Annotated in this window: 14 protein-coding genes; 9 read left to right on the top strand and 5 right to left on the bottom strand. The window is 43.1% G+C overall.

All coding sequences use genetic code 11. The features are described 5' to 3' along the window. Window positions 1-15 precede the first annotated feature (15 nt). The 5 genes from mutT (at window position 16) to ACQEXS_RS04875 (ending at window position 7,152) form a co-directional block, all read left to right on the top strand. Complete coding sequence (mutT, locus tag ACQEXS_RS04895; protein WP_427013021.1) at window positions 16-414, top strand: 8-oxo-dGTP diphosphatase MutT; 399 nt, start codon at window positions 16-18, stop codon at window positions 412-414. A 91-nt stretch (window positions 415-505) separates the two neighbouring features. Next, window positions 506-1,315, top strand: coding sequence for a 4-hydroxy-tetrahydrodipicolinate reductase (gene dapB, locus ACQEXS_RS04890; protein WP_427013020.1), 810 nt, complete (start codon window positions 506-508; stop codon window positions 1,313-1,315). 482 nt (window positions 1,316-1,797) lie between these two features. Beyond that, a complete protein-coding gene (carA, locus tag ACQEXS_RS04885) occupies window positions 1,798-2,937 on the top strand; it encodes a glutamine-hydrolyzing carbamoyl-phosphate synthase small subunit (protein WP_427013019.1) in 1,140 nt (379 codons plus the stop codon). Between the two features lie 17 nt (window positions 2,938-2,954). Beyond that, window positions 2,955-6,185, top strand: a complete 3,231-nt coding sequence (carB, locus tag ACQEXS_RS04880) for a carbamoyl-phosphate synthase large subunit (protein WP_367987215.1) — start codon at window positions 2,955-2,957, stop codon at window positions 6,183-6,185. A 187-nt stretch (window positions 6,186-6,372) separates the two neighbouring features. Beyond that, window positions 6,373-7,152: a TSUP family transporter gene (locus ACQEXS_RS04875; RefSeq protein WP_427013018.1), complete on the top strand. Its 780-nt coding sequence runs from the start codon at window positions 6,373-6,375 to the stop codon at window positions 7,150-7,152. Here the strand turns inward: ACQEXS_RS04875 and ACQEXS_RS04870 are convergent. The 4 genes from ACQEXS_RS04870 to grcA form a co-directional block, all read right to left on the bottom strand. After that, entirely contained in the window at window positions 7,082-7,948 is an 867-nt protein-coding gene (locus ACQEXS_RS04870) for a LysR family transcriptional regulator (RefSeq protein WP_427013017.1), read from the bottom strand. The two genes, ACQEXS_RS04875 and ACQEXS_RS04870, sit on opposite strands and share 71 nt — an antisense overlap. 342 nt (window positions 7,949-8,290) lie before the next feature. Beyond that, complete coding sequence (locus tag ACQEXS_RS04865) at window positions 8,291-8,860, bottom strand: flavodoxin family protein (RefSeq protein ID WP_427013016.1); 570 nt, start codon at window positions 8,858-8,860, stop codon at window positions 8,291-8,293. Then, entirely contained in the window at window positions 8,857-9,282 is a 426-nt protein-coding gene (locus ACQEXS_RS04860; RefSeq protein WP_427013015.1) for a VOC family protein, read from the bottom strand. Before ACQEXS_RS04860 ends, ACQEXS_RS04865 begins: the two co-directional genes overlap by 4 nt. Window positions 9,283-9,519: 237 nt before the next feature. Continuing rightward, window positions 9,520-9,897: an autonomous glycyl radical cofactor GrcA gene (gene grcA, locus ACQEXS_RS04855; protein WP_367987209.1), complete on the bottom strand. Its 378-nt coding sequence runs from the start codon at window positions 9,895-9,897 to the stop codon at window positions 9,520-9,522. A gap of 324 nt (window positions 9,898-10,221) precedes the next feature. Here grcA and nfo point away from each other — a divergent pair, with 324 nt between their 5' ends. From nfo to ACQEXS_RS04840, 3 genes are all read left to right on the top strand, one after another. Beyond that, window positions 10,222-11,103: a deoxyribonuclease IV gene (nfo, locus tag ACQEXS_RS04850; protein ID WP_427013014.1), complete on the top strand. Its 882-nt coding sequence runs from the start codon at window positions 10,222-10,224 to the stop codon at window positions 11,101-11,103. A 258-nt stretch (window positions 11,104-11,361) separates the two neighbouring features. Then, window positions 11,362-12,045 (top strand): uracil-DNA glycosylase, encoded by a 684-nt coding sequence (ung, locus tag ACQEXS_RS04845; RefSeq protein ID WP_367987207.1) that lies wholly within the window; start codon window positions 11,362-11,364, stop codon window positions 12,043-12,045. A gap of 103 nt (window positions 12,046-12,148) precedes the next feature. After that, window positions 12,149-12,700 (top strand): hemerythrin domain-containing protein, encoded by a 552-nt coding sequence (locus ACQEXS_RS04840; protein ID WP_367987206.1) that lies wholly within the window; start codon window positions 12,149-12,151, stop codon window positions 12,698-12,700. Window positions 12,701-12,743: 43 nt separating this feature from the next. Here the strand turns inward: ACQEXS_RS04840 and ACQEXS_RS04835 are convergent, their stop codons facing one another. Further along, complete coding sequence (locus ACQEXS_RS04835) at window positions 12,744-12,923, bottom strand: DUF3545 family protein (RefSeq protein ID WP_367987205.1); 180 nt, start codon at window positions 12,921-12,923, stop codon at window positions 12,744-12,746. Window positions 12,924-13,630: 707 nt separating this feature from the next. On the opposite strand from ACQEXS_RS04835, the gene ACQEXS_RS04830 reads away from it, so the two are divergent. Then, complete coding sequence (locus tag ACQEXS_RS04830; RefSeq protein WP_367987204.1) at window positions 13,631-15,061, top strand: alanine/glycine:cation symporter family protein; 1,431 nt, start codon at window positions 13,631-13,633, stop codon at window positions 15,059-15,061. Window positions 15,062-15,148 lie beyond the last annotated feature (87 nt).

Here is a 15,148-nt window from a genome sequence, read left to right as displayed (position 1 = left end):
CAGAAGGAGTCTACGATGAAACGTATTCATATCGTAGCGGCAATCATTTTTAACCGAGACAAGTCGCAAGTTTTTATTACCAAGCGCCCAGATGATAAACATAAAGGTGGCTTCTGGGAGTTTCCTGGCGGAAAAGTGGAAGACAATGAATCAATAGAACAAGCGATGATCCGAGAGCTCGAGGAAGAAATTGGCATTGTGACTACCGAGCAACAGCGATTTGAACATTTGGAATTTGATTATCCAGATAAGTCCCTTAAGTTTGATTTCATTTCTGTGACTCAGTTTGACGGAGAGCCTTACGGACGAGAAGGTCAACAAGGTGAGTGGGTTGCTGTTTCTCAGCTGCCTAACTATTCCTTCCCTGAAGCCAATATCTCTATTCTTCAGCGAGTAGTAAAAGAGTTTTCTTAAGCTTACTTACTCCCACTAGCCAGACACAATGAATGCTGTTAGTTTTATTGAGTAAAATACAGAACAAATATTTGAAAACGGAGAAAGTGCAATGGTACGTATTGCAATTGCAGGAGCAGCGGGTCGTATGGGCCGTAACCTAGTCAAAGCGACACATTTAAATGAACATGCTCAAGTTGGAGCTGGTTCAGAGCGTCCGGAATCATCGTTGATTGGTGTTGATGTGGGTGAATTGTGTGGTGAAGGTAAGTTTGACGTCGTATTGACTGATGATCTGGCAAAAGACATCAATAGTTTTGATGTCATTATTGATTTCACTGCGCCAGCAAGTACGTTAGCAAACCTCGAACTTTGCAAACAGCATGGTAAAAGCATTGTAATTGGTACGACGGGCTTTACCGAGCAAGAACGAGAGCAAATTGATCATGCGTCAAGAGAAGTACCTGTCGTTATGGCTCCTAACTACTCTGTTGGTGTTAACCTAGTTTTCAAACTTCTTGAAAAAGCGGCAAAAGTTATGGGTGACTACTGTGACATCGAGATTGTCGAAGCACACCATCGTCATAAGGTTGATGCTCCTTCTGGTACCGCGATTGGCATGGGAGAAGCCATTGCTGGTGCAATGGGGAACAAGCTAAGTGATGTAGCGGTATATGCACGTGAAGGCATTACCGGTGAACGTACAAAAGATGAAATTGGTTTTGCGACAATTCGTGCGGGTGACATTGTTGGTGAGCACACGGCGATGTTCGCTGATATCGGTGAGCGAGTGGAAGTGACGCACAAGGCGACAGACCGGATGACTTTTGCAAACGGTGCGGTGAAAGCTGCAGTGTGGTTAAAAGAGAAGCCCGCAGGTTTTTATACGATGACTGATGTTCTTAACTTAAATGAGCTATAAATAAATAATTATGCGCTGGACTCGTCCGGCGCTTTTTATTCCTTCCAAATTTATTCCGTATAGCCAACTGATATCCTTCCTGCTGTTTTTTTAGTTTTTACTTGTGATTTTGCCTGTCTTGCTTTGTTTTTTGTCTGTAATCCTCAAAAGTTGCATTTGTTTTTTTGAGTATAACGTTTGCGCGCTTTTTGAGAAGAAAAGTGTGATCTCAGATTGGCTTGAAAATATGGATTTCATAAATTTGTACCGATAAATCCAAAGTTGCATCAATAAAGTTGTTTTTTTAAGTGCTTGAGTTGCTTTTGTTGCTAATGACTATAAAAAATGAATTTATTTTTTTGGTCTCTGTTGACACAAATCACAACTCTAATTAGAATACCGCCAATTTGTCTAAAATACCTAAAATCGCTTTTTTATGGCGCAAAGGAAGGCAAATTTGCAGTTTAATTTATTATTTTTGCATTTTTATTCCGGAGGTTGTCTTGAGTAAATCAGCACTGTTAGTCCTAGAAGATGGGACAGTGTTCCGCGGTGTTTCCATTGGAGCAGATGGTTCATCCGTTGGTGAAGTCGTTTTTAATACCTCGATGACGGGGTACCAAGAAATCCTCACTGATCCTTCCTATTCCCAGCAAATCGTTACTCTTACTTATCCTCACATTGGCAATACCGGAACCAATTCCGAAGACGAAGAATCCTCTTCAATCCACGCACAAGGCCTTGTGATTCGCGATCTCCCTCTTATCGCTTCTAACTTCCGTAACGAACAATCCCTTTCTGATTACCTTAAGTCGCAAAATATCGTCGGCATTGCGGATATTGATACTCGTAAGCTAACTCGTATCTTGCGCGAAAAAGGTGCTCAGAACGGTTGCATCGTAGCTGGTAACAACCTAGACGAAGCTTTTGCCCTAGCGAAAGCAAAAGAATTCCCTGGTTTGAAAGGAATGGATCTTGCGAAAGAGGTTACAACAAAAGAAGCGTATCAATGGAAGCAAGGTTCGTGGACGCTTGAGAGTGGACTTCCAGAGGCGCAAGACGACAGCGAGTTGCCATATCACGTTGTTGCCTATGACTTCGGTGCAAAACGCAACATCCTACGCATGTTGGTTGACCGAGGCTGCCGCTTAACGGTTGTTCCTGCTGAGACTTCAGCAGAAGAAGTGTTGGCTCTAAATCCAGATGGCGTTTTCCTGTCAAACGGCCCTGGTGACCCAGAACCATGTACTTACGCGATTGAAGCGACAAAAGTATTCCTAGAAAAAGGTCTACCAATCTTCGGTATCTGCCTTGGTCATCAAATCCTAGCGTTAGCATCGGGTGCACAAACTGTGAAAATGAAGTTTGGTCACCACGGCGCAAACCACCCAGTTAAAGATTTGGACCGTAATGTTGTGATGATCACTTCTCAAAACCACGGTTTTGCAGCCGATGAAGCAACACTACCTGAAAATCTACGTGCTACTCACGTATCGCTATTTGACGGCTCTCTACAAGGTATCCACCGTACTGATAAGCCAGCATTTAGCTTCCAAGGTCACCCAGAAGCGAGCCCTGGTCCACACGACGCAGCACCGCTATTTGACCACTTTATCGAACTAATTAAACAACACAGCGCTTAATTTCGGAGTAGTAGATAATGCCAAAACGTACTGACATTCAAAGTATTCTTATTCTTGGTGCTGGTCCGATTGTTATCGGTCAAGCATGTGAGTTTGACTACTCTGGCGCACAAGCGTGTAAAGCACTGCGTGAAGAGGGTTACCGAGTTATCCTAGTAAACTCAAACCCTGCGACAATCATGACTGACCCAGACATGGCGGATGCAACTTACATTGAACCAATTCAGTGGGAAGTTGTTCGTAAGATCATCGAAAAAGAGCGTCCAGATGCAGTTCTACCAACGATGGGTGGTCAGACAGCGCTTAACTGTGCTCTAGATCTAGAGAAATACGGCGTACTAGAAGAGTTCGGCGTGGAAATGATCGGTGCAACTGCTGACGCTATCGATAAAGCTGAAGACCGTTCTCGTTTCGATAAGGCAATGAAGTCTATCGGCCTAGAGTGTCCACGTGCTGATACTGCCAAAACAATGGAAGAAGCTTACAAAGTACTCGATATGGTTGGCTTCCCATGTATTATCCGTCCATCTTTCACAATGGGTGGTACTGGCGGTGGTATCGCATACAACAAAGAAGAGTTCGAAGAGATCTGTCGTCGCGGTCTCGATCTGTCGCCAACTAATGAGCTTCTAATCGATGAGTCATTGATTGGTTGGAAAGAGTACGAAATGGAAGTGGTTCGTGACAAAGCGGACAACTGTATCATCGTATGTTCTATCGAAAACTTCGACCCGATGGGCATCCACACCGGTGACTCAATCACAGTAGCTCCAGCTCAGACTCTGACAGATAAAGAATACCAGCTAATGCGTAACGCATCGCTAGCGGTACTGCGTGAAATCGGTGTTGAAACGGGTGGCTCAAACGTACAGTTTGGTATCAACCCGAAAGATGGCCGTATGGTTATCATCGAGATGAACCCGCGTGTATCTCGTTCTTCTGCTCTAGCATCTAAAGCAACGGGGTTTCCTATTGCGAAGATTGCAGCGAAACTGGCAGTAGGCTTCACGCTAGACGAGCTACAAAACGACATCACTGGCGGCGCAACTCCAGCTTCATTTGAACCTACGATCGATTACGTAGTCACTAAGATTCCTCGCTTTAACTTCGAGAAATTTGCTGGTGCGAACGACCGTCTGACTACTCAGATGAAGTCAGTGGGTGAGGTAATGGCGATTGGTCGTAACCAACAAGAGTCACTACAAAAAGCACTTCGCGGTCTAGAAGTTGGCGTGAATGGTTTTGACGAAATGGTTGACCTAGACGCACCAGACGCACTGACAAAGATTCGTCATGAGCTAAAAGAAGCGGGGGCAGAGCGTATTTGGTACATCGCAGATGCATTCCGTGCTGGTATGTCAGTAGACGGTGTATTTAATCTAACGGCAATTGACCGTTGGTTCCTTGTTCAAATCGAAGAGCTGGTTAACCTAGAAAACCAAGTCAAAGCTGGCGGTTTTGCAGGCTTAACGGAAGATGTTTTACGCAAGATGAAGCGTAAAGGCTTCTCTGATGCGCGTCTGTCTACGTTATTGGGTGTCTCTGAAAATGAGATTCGTCGTCTGCGTGACCAGTACGATATCCACCCAGTTTACAAGCGTGTTGATACATGTGCGGCTGAGTTCTCTTCTGACACTGCTTATATGTACTCATCTTACGATGACGAGTGTGAAGCACAGCCTACAGATAAAGATAAAATCATGGTTCTAGGCGGTGGTCCTAACCGTATAGGTCAAGGTATTGAGTTTGACTACTGCTGTGTACACGCTTCATTAGCGTTACGTGAAGATGGTTACGAAACTATCATGGTTAACTGTAACCCTGAGACCGTTTCTACCGACTACGACACTTCAGACCGTCTGTACTTCGAGCCAGTTACTCTAGAAGATGTTCTTTCTATTGTTCGTGTTGAGAAGCCAAAAGGCGTTATCGTTCAGTACGGTGGTCAAACGCCATTGAAACTGGCTCGCGCTCTAGAAGCAGCCGGTGTGCCAATTATCGGTACTAGCCCTGATGCTATCGACCGTGCAGAAGACCGTGAGCGTTTTCAAGTTGCTGTTGACCGTCTAGGTCTACTACAGCCAGAAAATGCAACAGTTACGACACTTGAGCAAGCTGTTGAGAAATCACGTGAAATCGGCTTCCCACTTGTAGTACGTCCTTCTTACGTATTGGGTGGCCGTGCGATGGAAATCGTATACGACGAGCAAGATCTTCGTCGCTACTTTAATGAAGCAGTGAGCGTATCGAACGAGTCGCCAGTGCTTCTAGATAGCTTCCTTGATGATGCGGTAGAAGTAGATATCGATGCTATCTGTGACGGTGAGCGCGTGGTTATTGGTGGTATTATGGAACATATTGAGCAGGCGGGTGTTCACTCAGGTGACTCAGCATGTTCACTGCCTGCTTATACACTAAGCCAAGAGATCCAAGATGTCATGCGTGAGCAAGTTGAGAAGCTAGCATTTGAGCTTGGTGTACGTGGCCTAATGAACACTCAGTTCGCGGTTAAAAACGATAAGGTTTATCTAATCGAAGTTAACCCACGTGCTGCACGTACGGTTCCATTCGTATCGAAAGCAACGGGTGCGCCTCTAGCGAAAATCGCTGCACGTGTCATGGCTGGGCAATCTCTAGAGTCGCAAGGCTTTACTAAAGAGATCATTCCACCTTACTACTCAGTGAAAGAAGTTGTACTACCGTTCAACAAATTCCCAGGTGTTGACCCACTGTTAGGCCCAGAAATGCGCTCCACTGGTGAGGTGATGGGTGTGGGTTCAACGTTTGCTGAAGCATACGCGAAAGCAGAACTTGGTTGTGGCAAAGTCTACCCTGAAGGTGGCCGTGCACTACTCTCTGTTCGTGAAGGTGATAAGCAGCGCGTTGTTGACCTAGCATCTAAGCTAACGAAGCTTGGTTACCAGCTAGACGCAACGCACGGTACCGCAGTTATCCTAGGTGAAGCGGGTATCAACCCACGTCTAGTAAACAAAGTACACGAAGGCCGTCCACACATTCTTGACCGTATCAAGAACAATGAGTACACCTACATCGTGAATACGGCAGCAGGTCGCCAGGCGATTGAAGACTCTAAAGTTCTACGTCGCGGCGCACTAGCAGAGAAAGTGAACTACACAACAACGCTAAACGCAGCGTTTGCAACCTGTATGTCTCACACTGCTGATGCTTGTGCTTCAGTGACTTCAGTGCAAGAGCTGCACGCGAAGGTTGCAGAGAACGAAGCTTAATAAAAATCAATAGGCTCGCAAGAGAGCCTATATGACAACCTCATTGCCCGCTCATTTGAGCGGGCTTTTTTATGCTGATTTTTATTGATGAAAATTAGGAATAGGTTGTAATCGAAGCTTTCGCTAACTGCTGCGTCTTAGGCAATGATAGTTTGTTATTTCTACTGGGTTGTTGATTGGTTAAAAAATGGAACTCTCTTTTGAAATTCTTACCCTTTTATTTTTGGTAGCGACAGCCGCAGGTTTTATTGATGCAATGGCGGGTGGTGGTGGTCTTTTGACTTTACCTGCGCTGCTTGCCGTAGGAGTACCGCCGACACAAGCACTAGCGACCAATAAACTGCAAAGCTCATTTGGTAGTTTTTCAGCCAGTTGGTATTTCGTGCGCAATGGCATTGTTAATATCAAGGAAATGCGCTTAGCAATTGTTTGCACTTTTGTCGGTTCTGCTATTGGCGCTGAGGTGGTGCAGTATATTAATGCAGGTGTATTAACTAGTCTTATTCCACTGTTATTGGTGGCGATCTCACTCTACTTTTTATTGATGCCAAAAACTCGAGAGCAATCTGGTAAGGCCAAAATCTCAGAAGCCATGTTTGCTTTTTGTGTCGGTGGTGGCGTTGGTTTTTATGATGGCTTTTTTGGTCCTGGAACTGGTTCGATCTTTACCGTTTGTTTTGTCGCTCTTGGCCACTTATCTCTTGTCGACGCTACAGCACGCACTAAGGTGCTGAATTTTACCTCCAATATCGCAGCGCTGATGTTTTTTATTTTCGCGGGGTTACCTATATGGGAAATTGGATTAGTAATGGCTATCGGAGGTTTTTTAGGGGCGAGGCTCGGCGCAAAGGTTGTGATAAGCAAAGGGCAACAATGGATTCGACCACTTGTGATCACTATGTCGATGCTAATGGCGTTAAAGCTACTTTGGGAACAGCATCAGCAATGGTTTCTATCAGTGCTTTAACCCTCTCATTTCGATAAGAGTTTGCGCGCAAGCAAATGTTAATAGGCCGATAGAGAGGCTTGAGTTGCCTGAAATCTTGATATAAATGCCGCTGAATGTTGAGAGTTTTGATCACTGAAAGTGGAACTAGCGCAGGAGCAACGTCAGCTAGTGCTAATTGGGCTGCTGCGGTATAAGAGTCCATCTCCATAATTGGCGAGATGCCAAGTTGATTAAGAACACTCAGTTGGTAAGTATTAGAAGGATTTTGTAAGTCGTTCGTAATGATGTGATCAGGTAAGGTGGTTAATGGGGATGCGCTAACCACATAAAATGGTTCATCAATAAGGTGAAATGTCATCAAGCCATGATGAGGTGGCAAGTAACCCGCACATACGCCAATGGTGGCTTTTCCTGACTGCACATGTTCAATAATTCTAGGTGTGTGATTGGTTGTCAGGCTAATGTGTTGATCCAGCTTAAAACAGTTGCCGAGTGCAGGAGCGAGATAGCCTGCAACCAATGTTTCTGAGCAGTCTAATTTAATGACGGTATTTTCACAGGCAGCTTGCTGTTCATAGATTTGCCCTCTGAGCTCATTGAAGGTCGGGGCAATATTAGCAATTAAATTTTCTGCATCCTGCGTAAGTTTGATATGTCGGCCATGTGGGACAATCAGTTTCTTCCCGATTTTCTTCTCTAGATTTGCTATCCGTTTACTTACGGCGGATTGGCTGATATAGAGTAAGCTACCAGTACGACTCATGGTTTTAGCTTTACTTAATACCAATAATGTTTCAATGCCTTCTAGTAACATAATAATGATGAAAATCGGGAATCATTTGTTAACTTTAACTCATAATTAAGCTGGATGTCATGGCTCATTGTTTACTGACAGATTGGCTGAGGCAAAAAGAGCATGAAGCAATATTCTGTGTTTGACGTAATGATTTTAATTGTTTTCTCATTATGCTCCGAGCATTGGATTTGCATACTAATTCTTGTTGGCCAAAATCTGAGTGCCCAACATCAACCTTGAGGTGGGGTGGAAGTTGCTTCGACATATGGTAAAGCGAGTGGGTTGAAGACTCGCAATGGCGTAATGCCTTACGGTAACTCAAAGCAATTAAGCCGCGGATCATTTGGAAAATAAATTGATTCATAGAGTGTCTCCTTGGTTGATTAAATTAGCGACTCGTTGACCGTGATAAAAGGCCGTGTCCAGATCAACTGGATGAACTTGACTATTCTTGTCGGGGCTGGCGACTAACCCTAAGCTTGCGCCAGTGCGGTTGAGCCCGAGATCGTCCGTATGCTCAGAGGTATCCATTCCTGCCCAAAGCATCCCGTGTTGACATGCGAGTGTAATAAAACTGGCCAAGGTTTGTTGTTGGTCACCATTAATACTGCCACCTGCAGTAAAACCGGAGGCTAACTTGTTGCGCCACGCTTTGACTGCGTATTTATCACTGCTTGCATCCATAAAGGCTTTAAATTGACTCGCTGGTGCACCCATGTAGGTAGGACTACCGAAAATGACGGCATCGCAGTGTTCGATTGCGTTTAACAGCTCGTCATTTTGATAGCGGCCTGCGTTAATATCTTGTCCTAACACTTCAAGTAATTCGATTTCAACGCCTTGAGAGTGAATGCCTTCTGCGATGCTGTGTGCTAACAGCCGTACAGTCCCTTGCTGGGAAAAAAAGACAATCGCTATTTTCTTTTTCATACCTGCTCCTCGTATAGATTGCGTTGGGCTGGAACATCACTTTGATACTCGATAAATTCCCATTCAATACCGTTATCATCAAAAGCATAAAAGCGAGTTCGATGAGGCTCTATCTCCATGTTGTGGTTGTCGCGAAAGCCCGCCGCGAGCAGTCTTTTTGAGACCGATTGAATGTCTGACACAACAAGTCCTATATGATTGATGCCTAGATCAAAATAGGGTGTACGTGTCACGTGAGGTTGCGATTTTGGTTCAGCTTCCTGAAGAGCAAGGTAGTGCTGCTCAGTACCGATATGGCACCAACGTTTTGTATTCATCCCTTGATATCGCACGCTAAAGTCGGGAAGAGCGGTTTGTAAAAAATGGATGGTCTGTTCAAGGTTACTGACCGTAATATTGGCGTGCTCCACGTATGTTTTCATTATTCCTCCTAAACTACTGCATGAAAGTAATATGGATGATTTCTGATTGATGTATTTAGTAAAGTTATTTGTTTATTAACTTAATCTCTTAATTGATTAAGTAAATAAAAAACTTTATATATGAAGTAAAAATAGGCCAAGATGTGATTGGTGTGGATTATTTGTGCAATTGATATGTAATATGTATAAAAAAACGGCGCTCAATGAGCGCCGTTTTAAAATTGAATTGACTAAATATTATAGTGATTCAGTAAAAGTACGAGCGATAACGTCACGTTGCTGCTCTGGAGTTAGTGAGTTAAAACGTACTGCATAACCAGAAACACGAATAGTTAGCTGTGGGTAGTTCTCTGGGTGAGCTACAGCATCTTCAAGTGTTTCACGTTTTAGAACGTTAACGTTTAGGTGTTGACCACCTTCGATGCGTGGTGCTGTTTCGATTGAAACTTCACGGCTTTCGTATTCACCTAGTTCGTTGATTGAAACTACTTGGTCAGCGTCATAGCCTGCTGATGCAGCAACACAACGTGCTTCATCTTTCTCGCTATCTAGTAGCCAGATAGAGTTTAGAAGTTCATCATTTGCTGCTTTAGTAATTTGAATACCTTGGATCATCACTATCTCCTAGTCCACAAACGTGGTGTTATTGGTGTTAATTTTCGAATTTTGTTGAGCTACGTATTATATAGCGGATAACCACTATTTTAATATTGATTTAAGTCAAAAAACAACTAAAAACCTTAAATTTCTCATGGTAAAAACATTGAGTTAAATCAATAAAAGCTTTAAAAACATAGTGATTACAATATATTTTAAACTATAAAATTTAGTTAAATGCTTAAAATGTTGTAATTTTACTACATTTGAAGTTTGTTTTTTGAGCTGATATGAGCGATATCCCATGCTAGCGTGGCATTTCTGAAAGTAAAAAGTGATTAAATGACAATTGAAAGAAAGTGCAAAAATAAGAAATTTATCGGTGCTCATGTGTCGGCTGCTGGTGGGGTTGATCAAGCGCCACTTAGAGCTGCTGAAATTGGAGCCACGGCATTTGCTTTGTTTACTAAAAATCAAAGGCAATGGGCTGCAAAACCGTTAGAAGTGAATACGATTCGTGCATTTAAAGAAAACTGCAAGCGACTGGGATATCTCAGTGAACAGATCCTGCCGCATGACTCTTACTTAATAAATTTAGGAGCGCCAGAGCAAGAGAAGCTCGATAAATCAAGATTGGCCTTTATTGATGAAATGACAAGGTGTGAGCAGCTAGGCTTAACATTGCTGAACTTCCATCCAGGTAGCCATTTAAAAAAAATATCAGAGCAAGAATGTTTAGCCAAAATTGCTGAGTCAATTAATTTGGCGCACCAAGCGGTGCCAAACGTTGTGGCCGTTATTGAAAATACCGCGGGGCAGGGGAGTAACTTAGGGTGGCGTTTCGAGCATATCGCGGAAATCATTGCTCAAGTTGAGAACAAAGAACGGGTTGGTGTTTGCCTTGATACATGCCACACCTTTGCCGCTGGTTATGACTTGCGTGGTCCTGCAGCATGTGATGCTACATTTGCCGAGTTCGACCGTGTTGTGGGGATGCACTATTTAAGAGCGATGCATCTTAATGATTCAAAAACAGAATTTGCCGCCCGCGTTGATAGGCATCATTCATTAGGGCATGGGGAAATTGGTTGGGGTTGTTTTGAGTATATAGCAAAAGATCAGCGTTTTAACGGTATCCCTTTGATTCTTGAAACAATTAATCCCGATCTTTGGAGTGATGAAATTCAAGCGCTTAAGGATTTTGATATACAATCAAAAGCTTAAACAGGTAATTCATATAATTGGCATCAATCTTTCATGAGTGGTGGTGAACATAGCATAACTAAATCACGATTAAGGAGGTTGCTATGCCATTTGCTACTCACTTTGCTGCCGTTAGACCGGCTCGTTTCCCAGTTCCCAATCGTCATATATCGGGGCAGGGGCATTATCGCATTCCTCAGAAACAACATTAAATTCAACTTGTTCCTCGGGTGAATTCTGAGAAAATGATCTCTAGAATTCACTCGCAGGATATTCAATATGACTCAGGCTCAGACGTGGCAAGATGTAATCGGTCAGGAAAAACAGCAAGCATACTTTCAAGAAACCCTTCAATTTGTGGAGTCAGAAAGGCAATCAGGCAAGGTGGTTTATCCGCCAGCAGCTGATGTATTTAATGCGTTCCGTGCGACAGAGTTTCAAGATGTGAAAGTGGTGATCTTAGGGCAAGATCCTTACCACGGGCCAAATCAAGCTCATGGCCTTTGCTTTTCAGTATTGCCGGGAGTGAAAACGCCACCTTCATTGGTCAATATGTACAAAGAGCTCGCTCAAGATATTGAGGGATTTCAAATTCCCAATCATGGCTACCTTCAGAGTTGGGCTGAACAAGGAGTGTTGCTGCTCAATACCGTGCTAACAGTGGAGCAAGGAAAAGCACATTCACATTCTAAGACGGGATGGGAAACCTTTACTGATCGCGTTATTGAGTCTATTAATCAGCATCAAAGCGGTGTGGTATTTTTGCTTTGGGGTTCGCATGCGCAAAAGAAAGGCCGCTTTATTGATCGCAACAAACATCATGTATTAGCTGCGCCGCATCCTTCACCATTATCTGCTCATCGCGGATTTTTTGGTTGTAAACATTTCTCTGCGGCAAACCAGCTATTGAGTCAGCAAGGGAAAACACCGATTACGTGGCATCTCCCGCAGAACATTATGTAAGAATTCGATTACAGGATAACTTGCTCATTTTTCGAACAGTCTCAAAGCAAACTGGCGCACATCTATATACACTTACTAGAAGTAAGTGTTAAGGAGAGACGCTATGATGATTGAGAGAATCAGACGTGAGCATGGTTATATGGTGCGTTTACTGGCGATCCTCAGGGAAAAACTGTCGCTATTGAAACAGGAAAAAGAAATCAACTACAGCTTAGTAAAAGAGATCGTTGATTACTTAACAGACCATTCTGAAAAAGTGCACCATCCAAAAGAAGATATTCTGTACCAGTATTACCTTAAACATTATGGTGATCAGCAAGACATCGTAAACTTGGAAGAAGAGCATATCCGCTTGTCTGAAAAGAGCCATGCTTTTCTTGCTGTGATAGAGATGATTCTTCAAGACGCAGTCGTTCCACAAAATATCTTTATGGAGCAACTGGAGGATTTTTTAAAGGCGCAGAAAAGCCATCTTGAAATGGAAGAGCACTCCGTTTTGCCTTTGATCAGCAAACAGTTTTCGACACAAGATTGGCAGACAGTTGAGCAACTGTGGTTAGTTGTTGAAGATGATCCAGTCTTTGGGGATACCATCGCAGAGCAATACAAACAGCTCGCTCAGAGAGTGAGACAAACTGATAGCGAGTGTATCTAACACTATTCAAAGTAAAAATAGGCACCGTATGGTGCCTATTTTTTTAAATATCGATATCTTCTAAGTTGTCGTAGGTGACGTCCATATCCATAAGCTCACGTTTCAAACGCTGCCTATCTTTAATTGCTTCAATCTCTCTCCATTTACGTTTCACTGGCTTGCTACGTGTACGTGATTTTGGAAGGTCCATCTCCATGAATTGTTCGAAATCTAAGCCATCCATAAGCTACCTCTTTGTTGTTGTATTTATCACTCCATGAAGGAGCTTTTTTAATACCATTGAGTTTGGAGCGTAACTTTGATTCGTTTCTCATTTGTTACGTTTGAATGAACTTTTTAACTGAATATTGTTAGGTGGTCACAAATTTCGTGTAGATTTTTGGTGAATAAAACAGCGTTTGAATTCACGCAAACGTTTAAATTTTACTTTTTTTAATGTTAATGACAGTGCGCTTTCATTCTCATGATTAACCGTTGAAGCTTTTGGCTATTTTTTATGCACTGTTTACATTTTTGTGCTTTTTTCTTATGCCGTGGGAGAAATCAATATGCCTTATAGTTTCGGGGGTTAGTGACGGATAGCTGGGCGGTAACTTTGTGTTCATTCGTCAACGTTAGGCGTTGTTAATTTTTTATCTTATTGTTCTATGCTTGTGCTTTTCTTGTATTTTTTTGTGTTAATTTTAGGTGACTTTCTAGTGAAAAATAACAATTGTGCGATACTTGTTGCGTATTGATTTTTGTATGGCTTACCTGCATTATCCGCCCGTCAAAAATACGCTGATACGTAAAAGGGAAGCATGAAGCGAGTTTTACATATCTCGGCTGCTGCATACTACAAATAATAACTAAGATTCATTGACACTTAGTTGAGCAGCCAGATGGATGGCTTGGAAGCGGGGATCAGCGAAAACTCACTATGAGGATCTTATGACAGACTTAATTAACTTGATGAATGACCTGCTTTGGGGGTCTATTCTGGTTTATCTTTTAGTAGGTGTAGGAATTTACTTTACGGTTCGGTTGGGGTTCATTCAGTTCCGCCATTTTGGTCACATGTTTTCTGTGTTAAAAAACAGCCGTAAAGCAGACAAAGCGGGCATCTCTTCCTTTCAAGCACTTTGTACGAGTTTAGCCGCTCGTGTTGGTACAGGTAACATGGCTGGTGTGGCGGTTGCATTAACTGCCGGTGGACCGGGCGCAATTTTCTGGATGTGGTTGATTGCAATGCTTGGTATGGCGACCTCGTTTGCCGAAAGTACGCTAGCGCAACTATACAAAACCAAAGACGATGATGGTAACTACCGCGGTGGTCCAGCTTATTACATGGAAAAAGGCTTGGGCATGCGCTGGATGGGTGTATTGTTCTCTATTTTCTTGATCATTGCTTTTGGTTTGGTATTTAACGCAGTACAGGCTAACTCGATCGCCAATGCGATGCATGCCGCGTTTGGTTGGGAAGACATCTATGTTGGTGTTGCGGTTGTATTGCTTTCTTCTATTGTGATCTTCGGTGGTATCAAGCGAATTGCACGTGTTGCTGAGTTGGTTGTTCCAGTTATGGCGCTGGCATATTTGGCACTTGCTTTGTTCGTTATGTTTATGAATATCGAGAAGGTTCCAGCGGTCGTTTCTCTTATCTTTAAGAGTGCCTTTGGTCTTCAAGAAGCAGCTGCTGGTGGTTTAGGTTATGCGATAGCTCAAGCGATGATCAATGGTATTAAACGTGGTCTATTTTCTAACGAAGCCGGTATGGGTTCTGCGCCAAATGCTGCTGCTTCTGCAACACCTTACCCACCACACCCTGCATCTCAAGGTTATGTTCAGATGCTTGGCGTGTTCATGGATACCATTGTTATCTGTTCAGCAACGGTAGCGATCATTCTAATGTCTGGTGAATATGTACCTCATGGTGAGGTCACCGGTATTCAGTTAACTCAAAATGCATTGAGTTCTCAAGTTGGTGAATGGGGCAGTATTTTTGTTGCGGTTGCCATTTTCTTCTTCGCATTCACATCTATTATTGCGAACTACTCATACGCGGAAACCAACCTGATTTTCCTTGAGCATAACCATAAAGCGGGCCTAAGTATTTTCCGCGTTATTGTTTTAGGTATGGTGATGTTTGGGGCACTTGCTTCATTACCCGTTGTTTGGTCACTTGCCGATGTGTCTATGGGCTTGATGGCGATTGTTAACTTGGTAGCTATTTTGTTGCTATCCGGTATCGTGATTAAGCTTGCGAAAGACTATAACCGTCAGCTTAAAGAAGGCAAAGTACCGACATTTGATTCAAATGACTTCCCTGAGCTTAAATCTCAGCTAGAAGACGGTATTTGGGACCAAAATAAGAAGGACTAATATCACAGTTATATTAGAAACGGCGTGTTGTGACTTTGTACCTAACGGTGGTTTCTTTATATAAGCTATAGATAATGTCTATTAGAA

The organism is Vibrio sp. TRT 17S01 (assembly GCF_050113695.1).
In the GTDB taxonomy this organism is placed as follows: Bacteria; Pseudomonadota; Gammaproteobacteria; order Enterobacterales; family Vibrionaceae; genus Vibrio.
The sequence above is the reverse complement of the archived record's forward strand: the minus strand, read 5'-3'. Positions and strand labels throughout refer to the sequence as shown.

Excerpts from the sequence above, each read along its gene's own strand:
- mutT (WP_427013021.1), top strand. The coding sequence starts at position 16 with ATGAAACGTATTCATATCGTAGCGGCAATCATTTTTAACCGAGACAAG.
- dapB (WP_427013020.1), top strand. The coding sequence starts at position 506 with ATGGTACGTATTGCAATTGCAGGAGCAGCGGGTCGTATGGGCCGTAAC.
- carB (WP_367987215.1), top strand. The coding sequence starts at position 2,955 with ATGCCAAAACGTACTGACATTCAAAGTATTCTTATTCTTGGTGCTGGT.
- ACQEXS_RS04875 (WP_427013018.1), top strand. The coding sequence starts at position 6,373 with ATGGAACTCTCTTTTGAAATTCTTACCCTTTTATTTTTGGTAGCGACA.
- ACQEXS_RS04870 (WP_427013017.1), bottom strand. The coding sequence starts at position 7,948 with ATGTTACTAGAAGGCATTGAAACATTATTGGTATTAAGTAAAGCTAAA.
- ACQEXS_RS04865 (WP_427013016.1), bottom strand. The coding sequence starts at position 8,860 with ATGAAAAAGAAAATAGCGATTGTCTTTTTTTCCCAGCAAGGGACTGTA.
- ACQEXS_RS04860 (WP_427013015.1), bottom strand. The coding sequence starts at position 9,282 with ATGAAAACATACGTGGAGCACGCCAATATTACGGTCAGTAACCTTGAA.
- grcA (WP_367987209.1), bottom strand. The coding sequence starts at position 9,897 with ATGATCCAAGGTATTCAAATTACTAAAGCAGCAAATGATGAACTTCTA.
- nfo (WP_427013014.1), top strand. The coding sequence starts at position 10,222 with ATGACAATTGAAAGAAAGTGCAAAAATAAGAAATTTATCGGTGCTCAT.
- ung (WP_367987207.1), top strand. The coding sequence starts at position 11,362 with ATGACTCAGGCTCAGACGTGGCAAGATGTAATCGGTCAGGAAAAACAG.
- ACQEXS_RS04840 (WP_367987206.1), top strand. The coding sequence starts at position 12,149 with ATGATGATTGAGAGAATCAGACGTGAGCATGGTTATATGGTGCGTTTA.
- ACQEXS_RS04835 (WP_367987205.1), bottom strand. The coding sequence starts at position 12,923 with ATGGATGGCTTAGATTTCGAACAATTCATGGAGATGGACCTTCCAAAA.
- ACQEXS_RS04830 (WP_367987204.1), top strand. The coding sequence starts at position 13,631 with ATGACAGACTTAATTAACTTGATGAATGACCTGCTTTGGGGGTCTATT.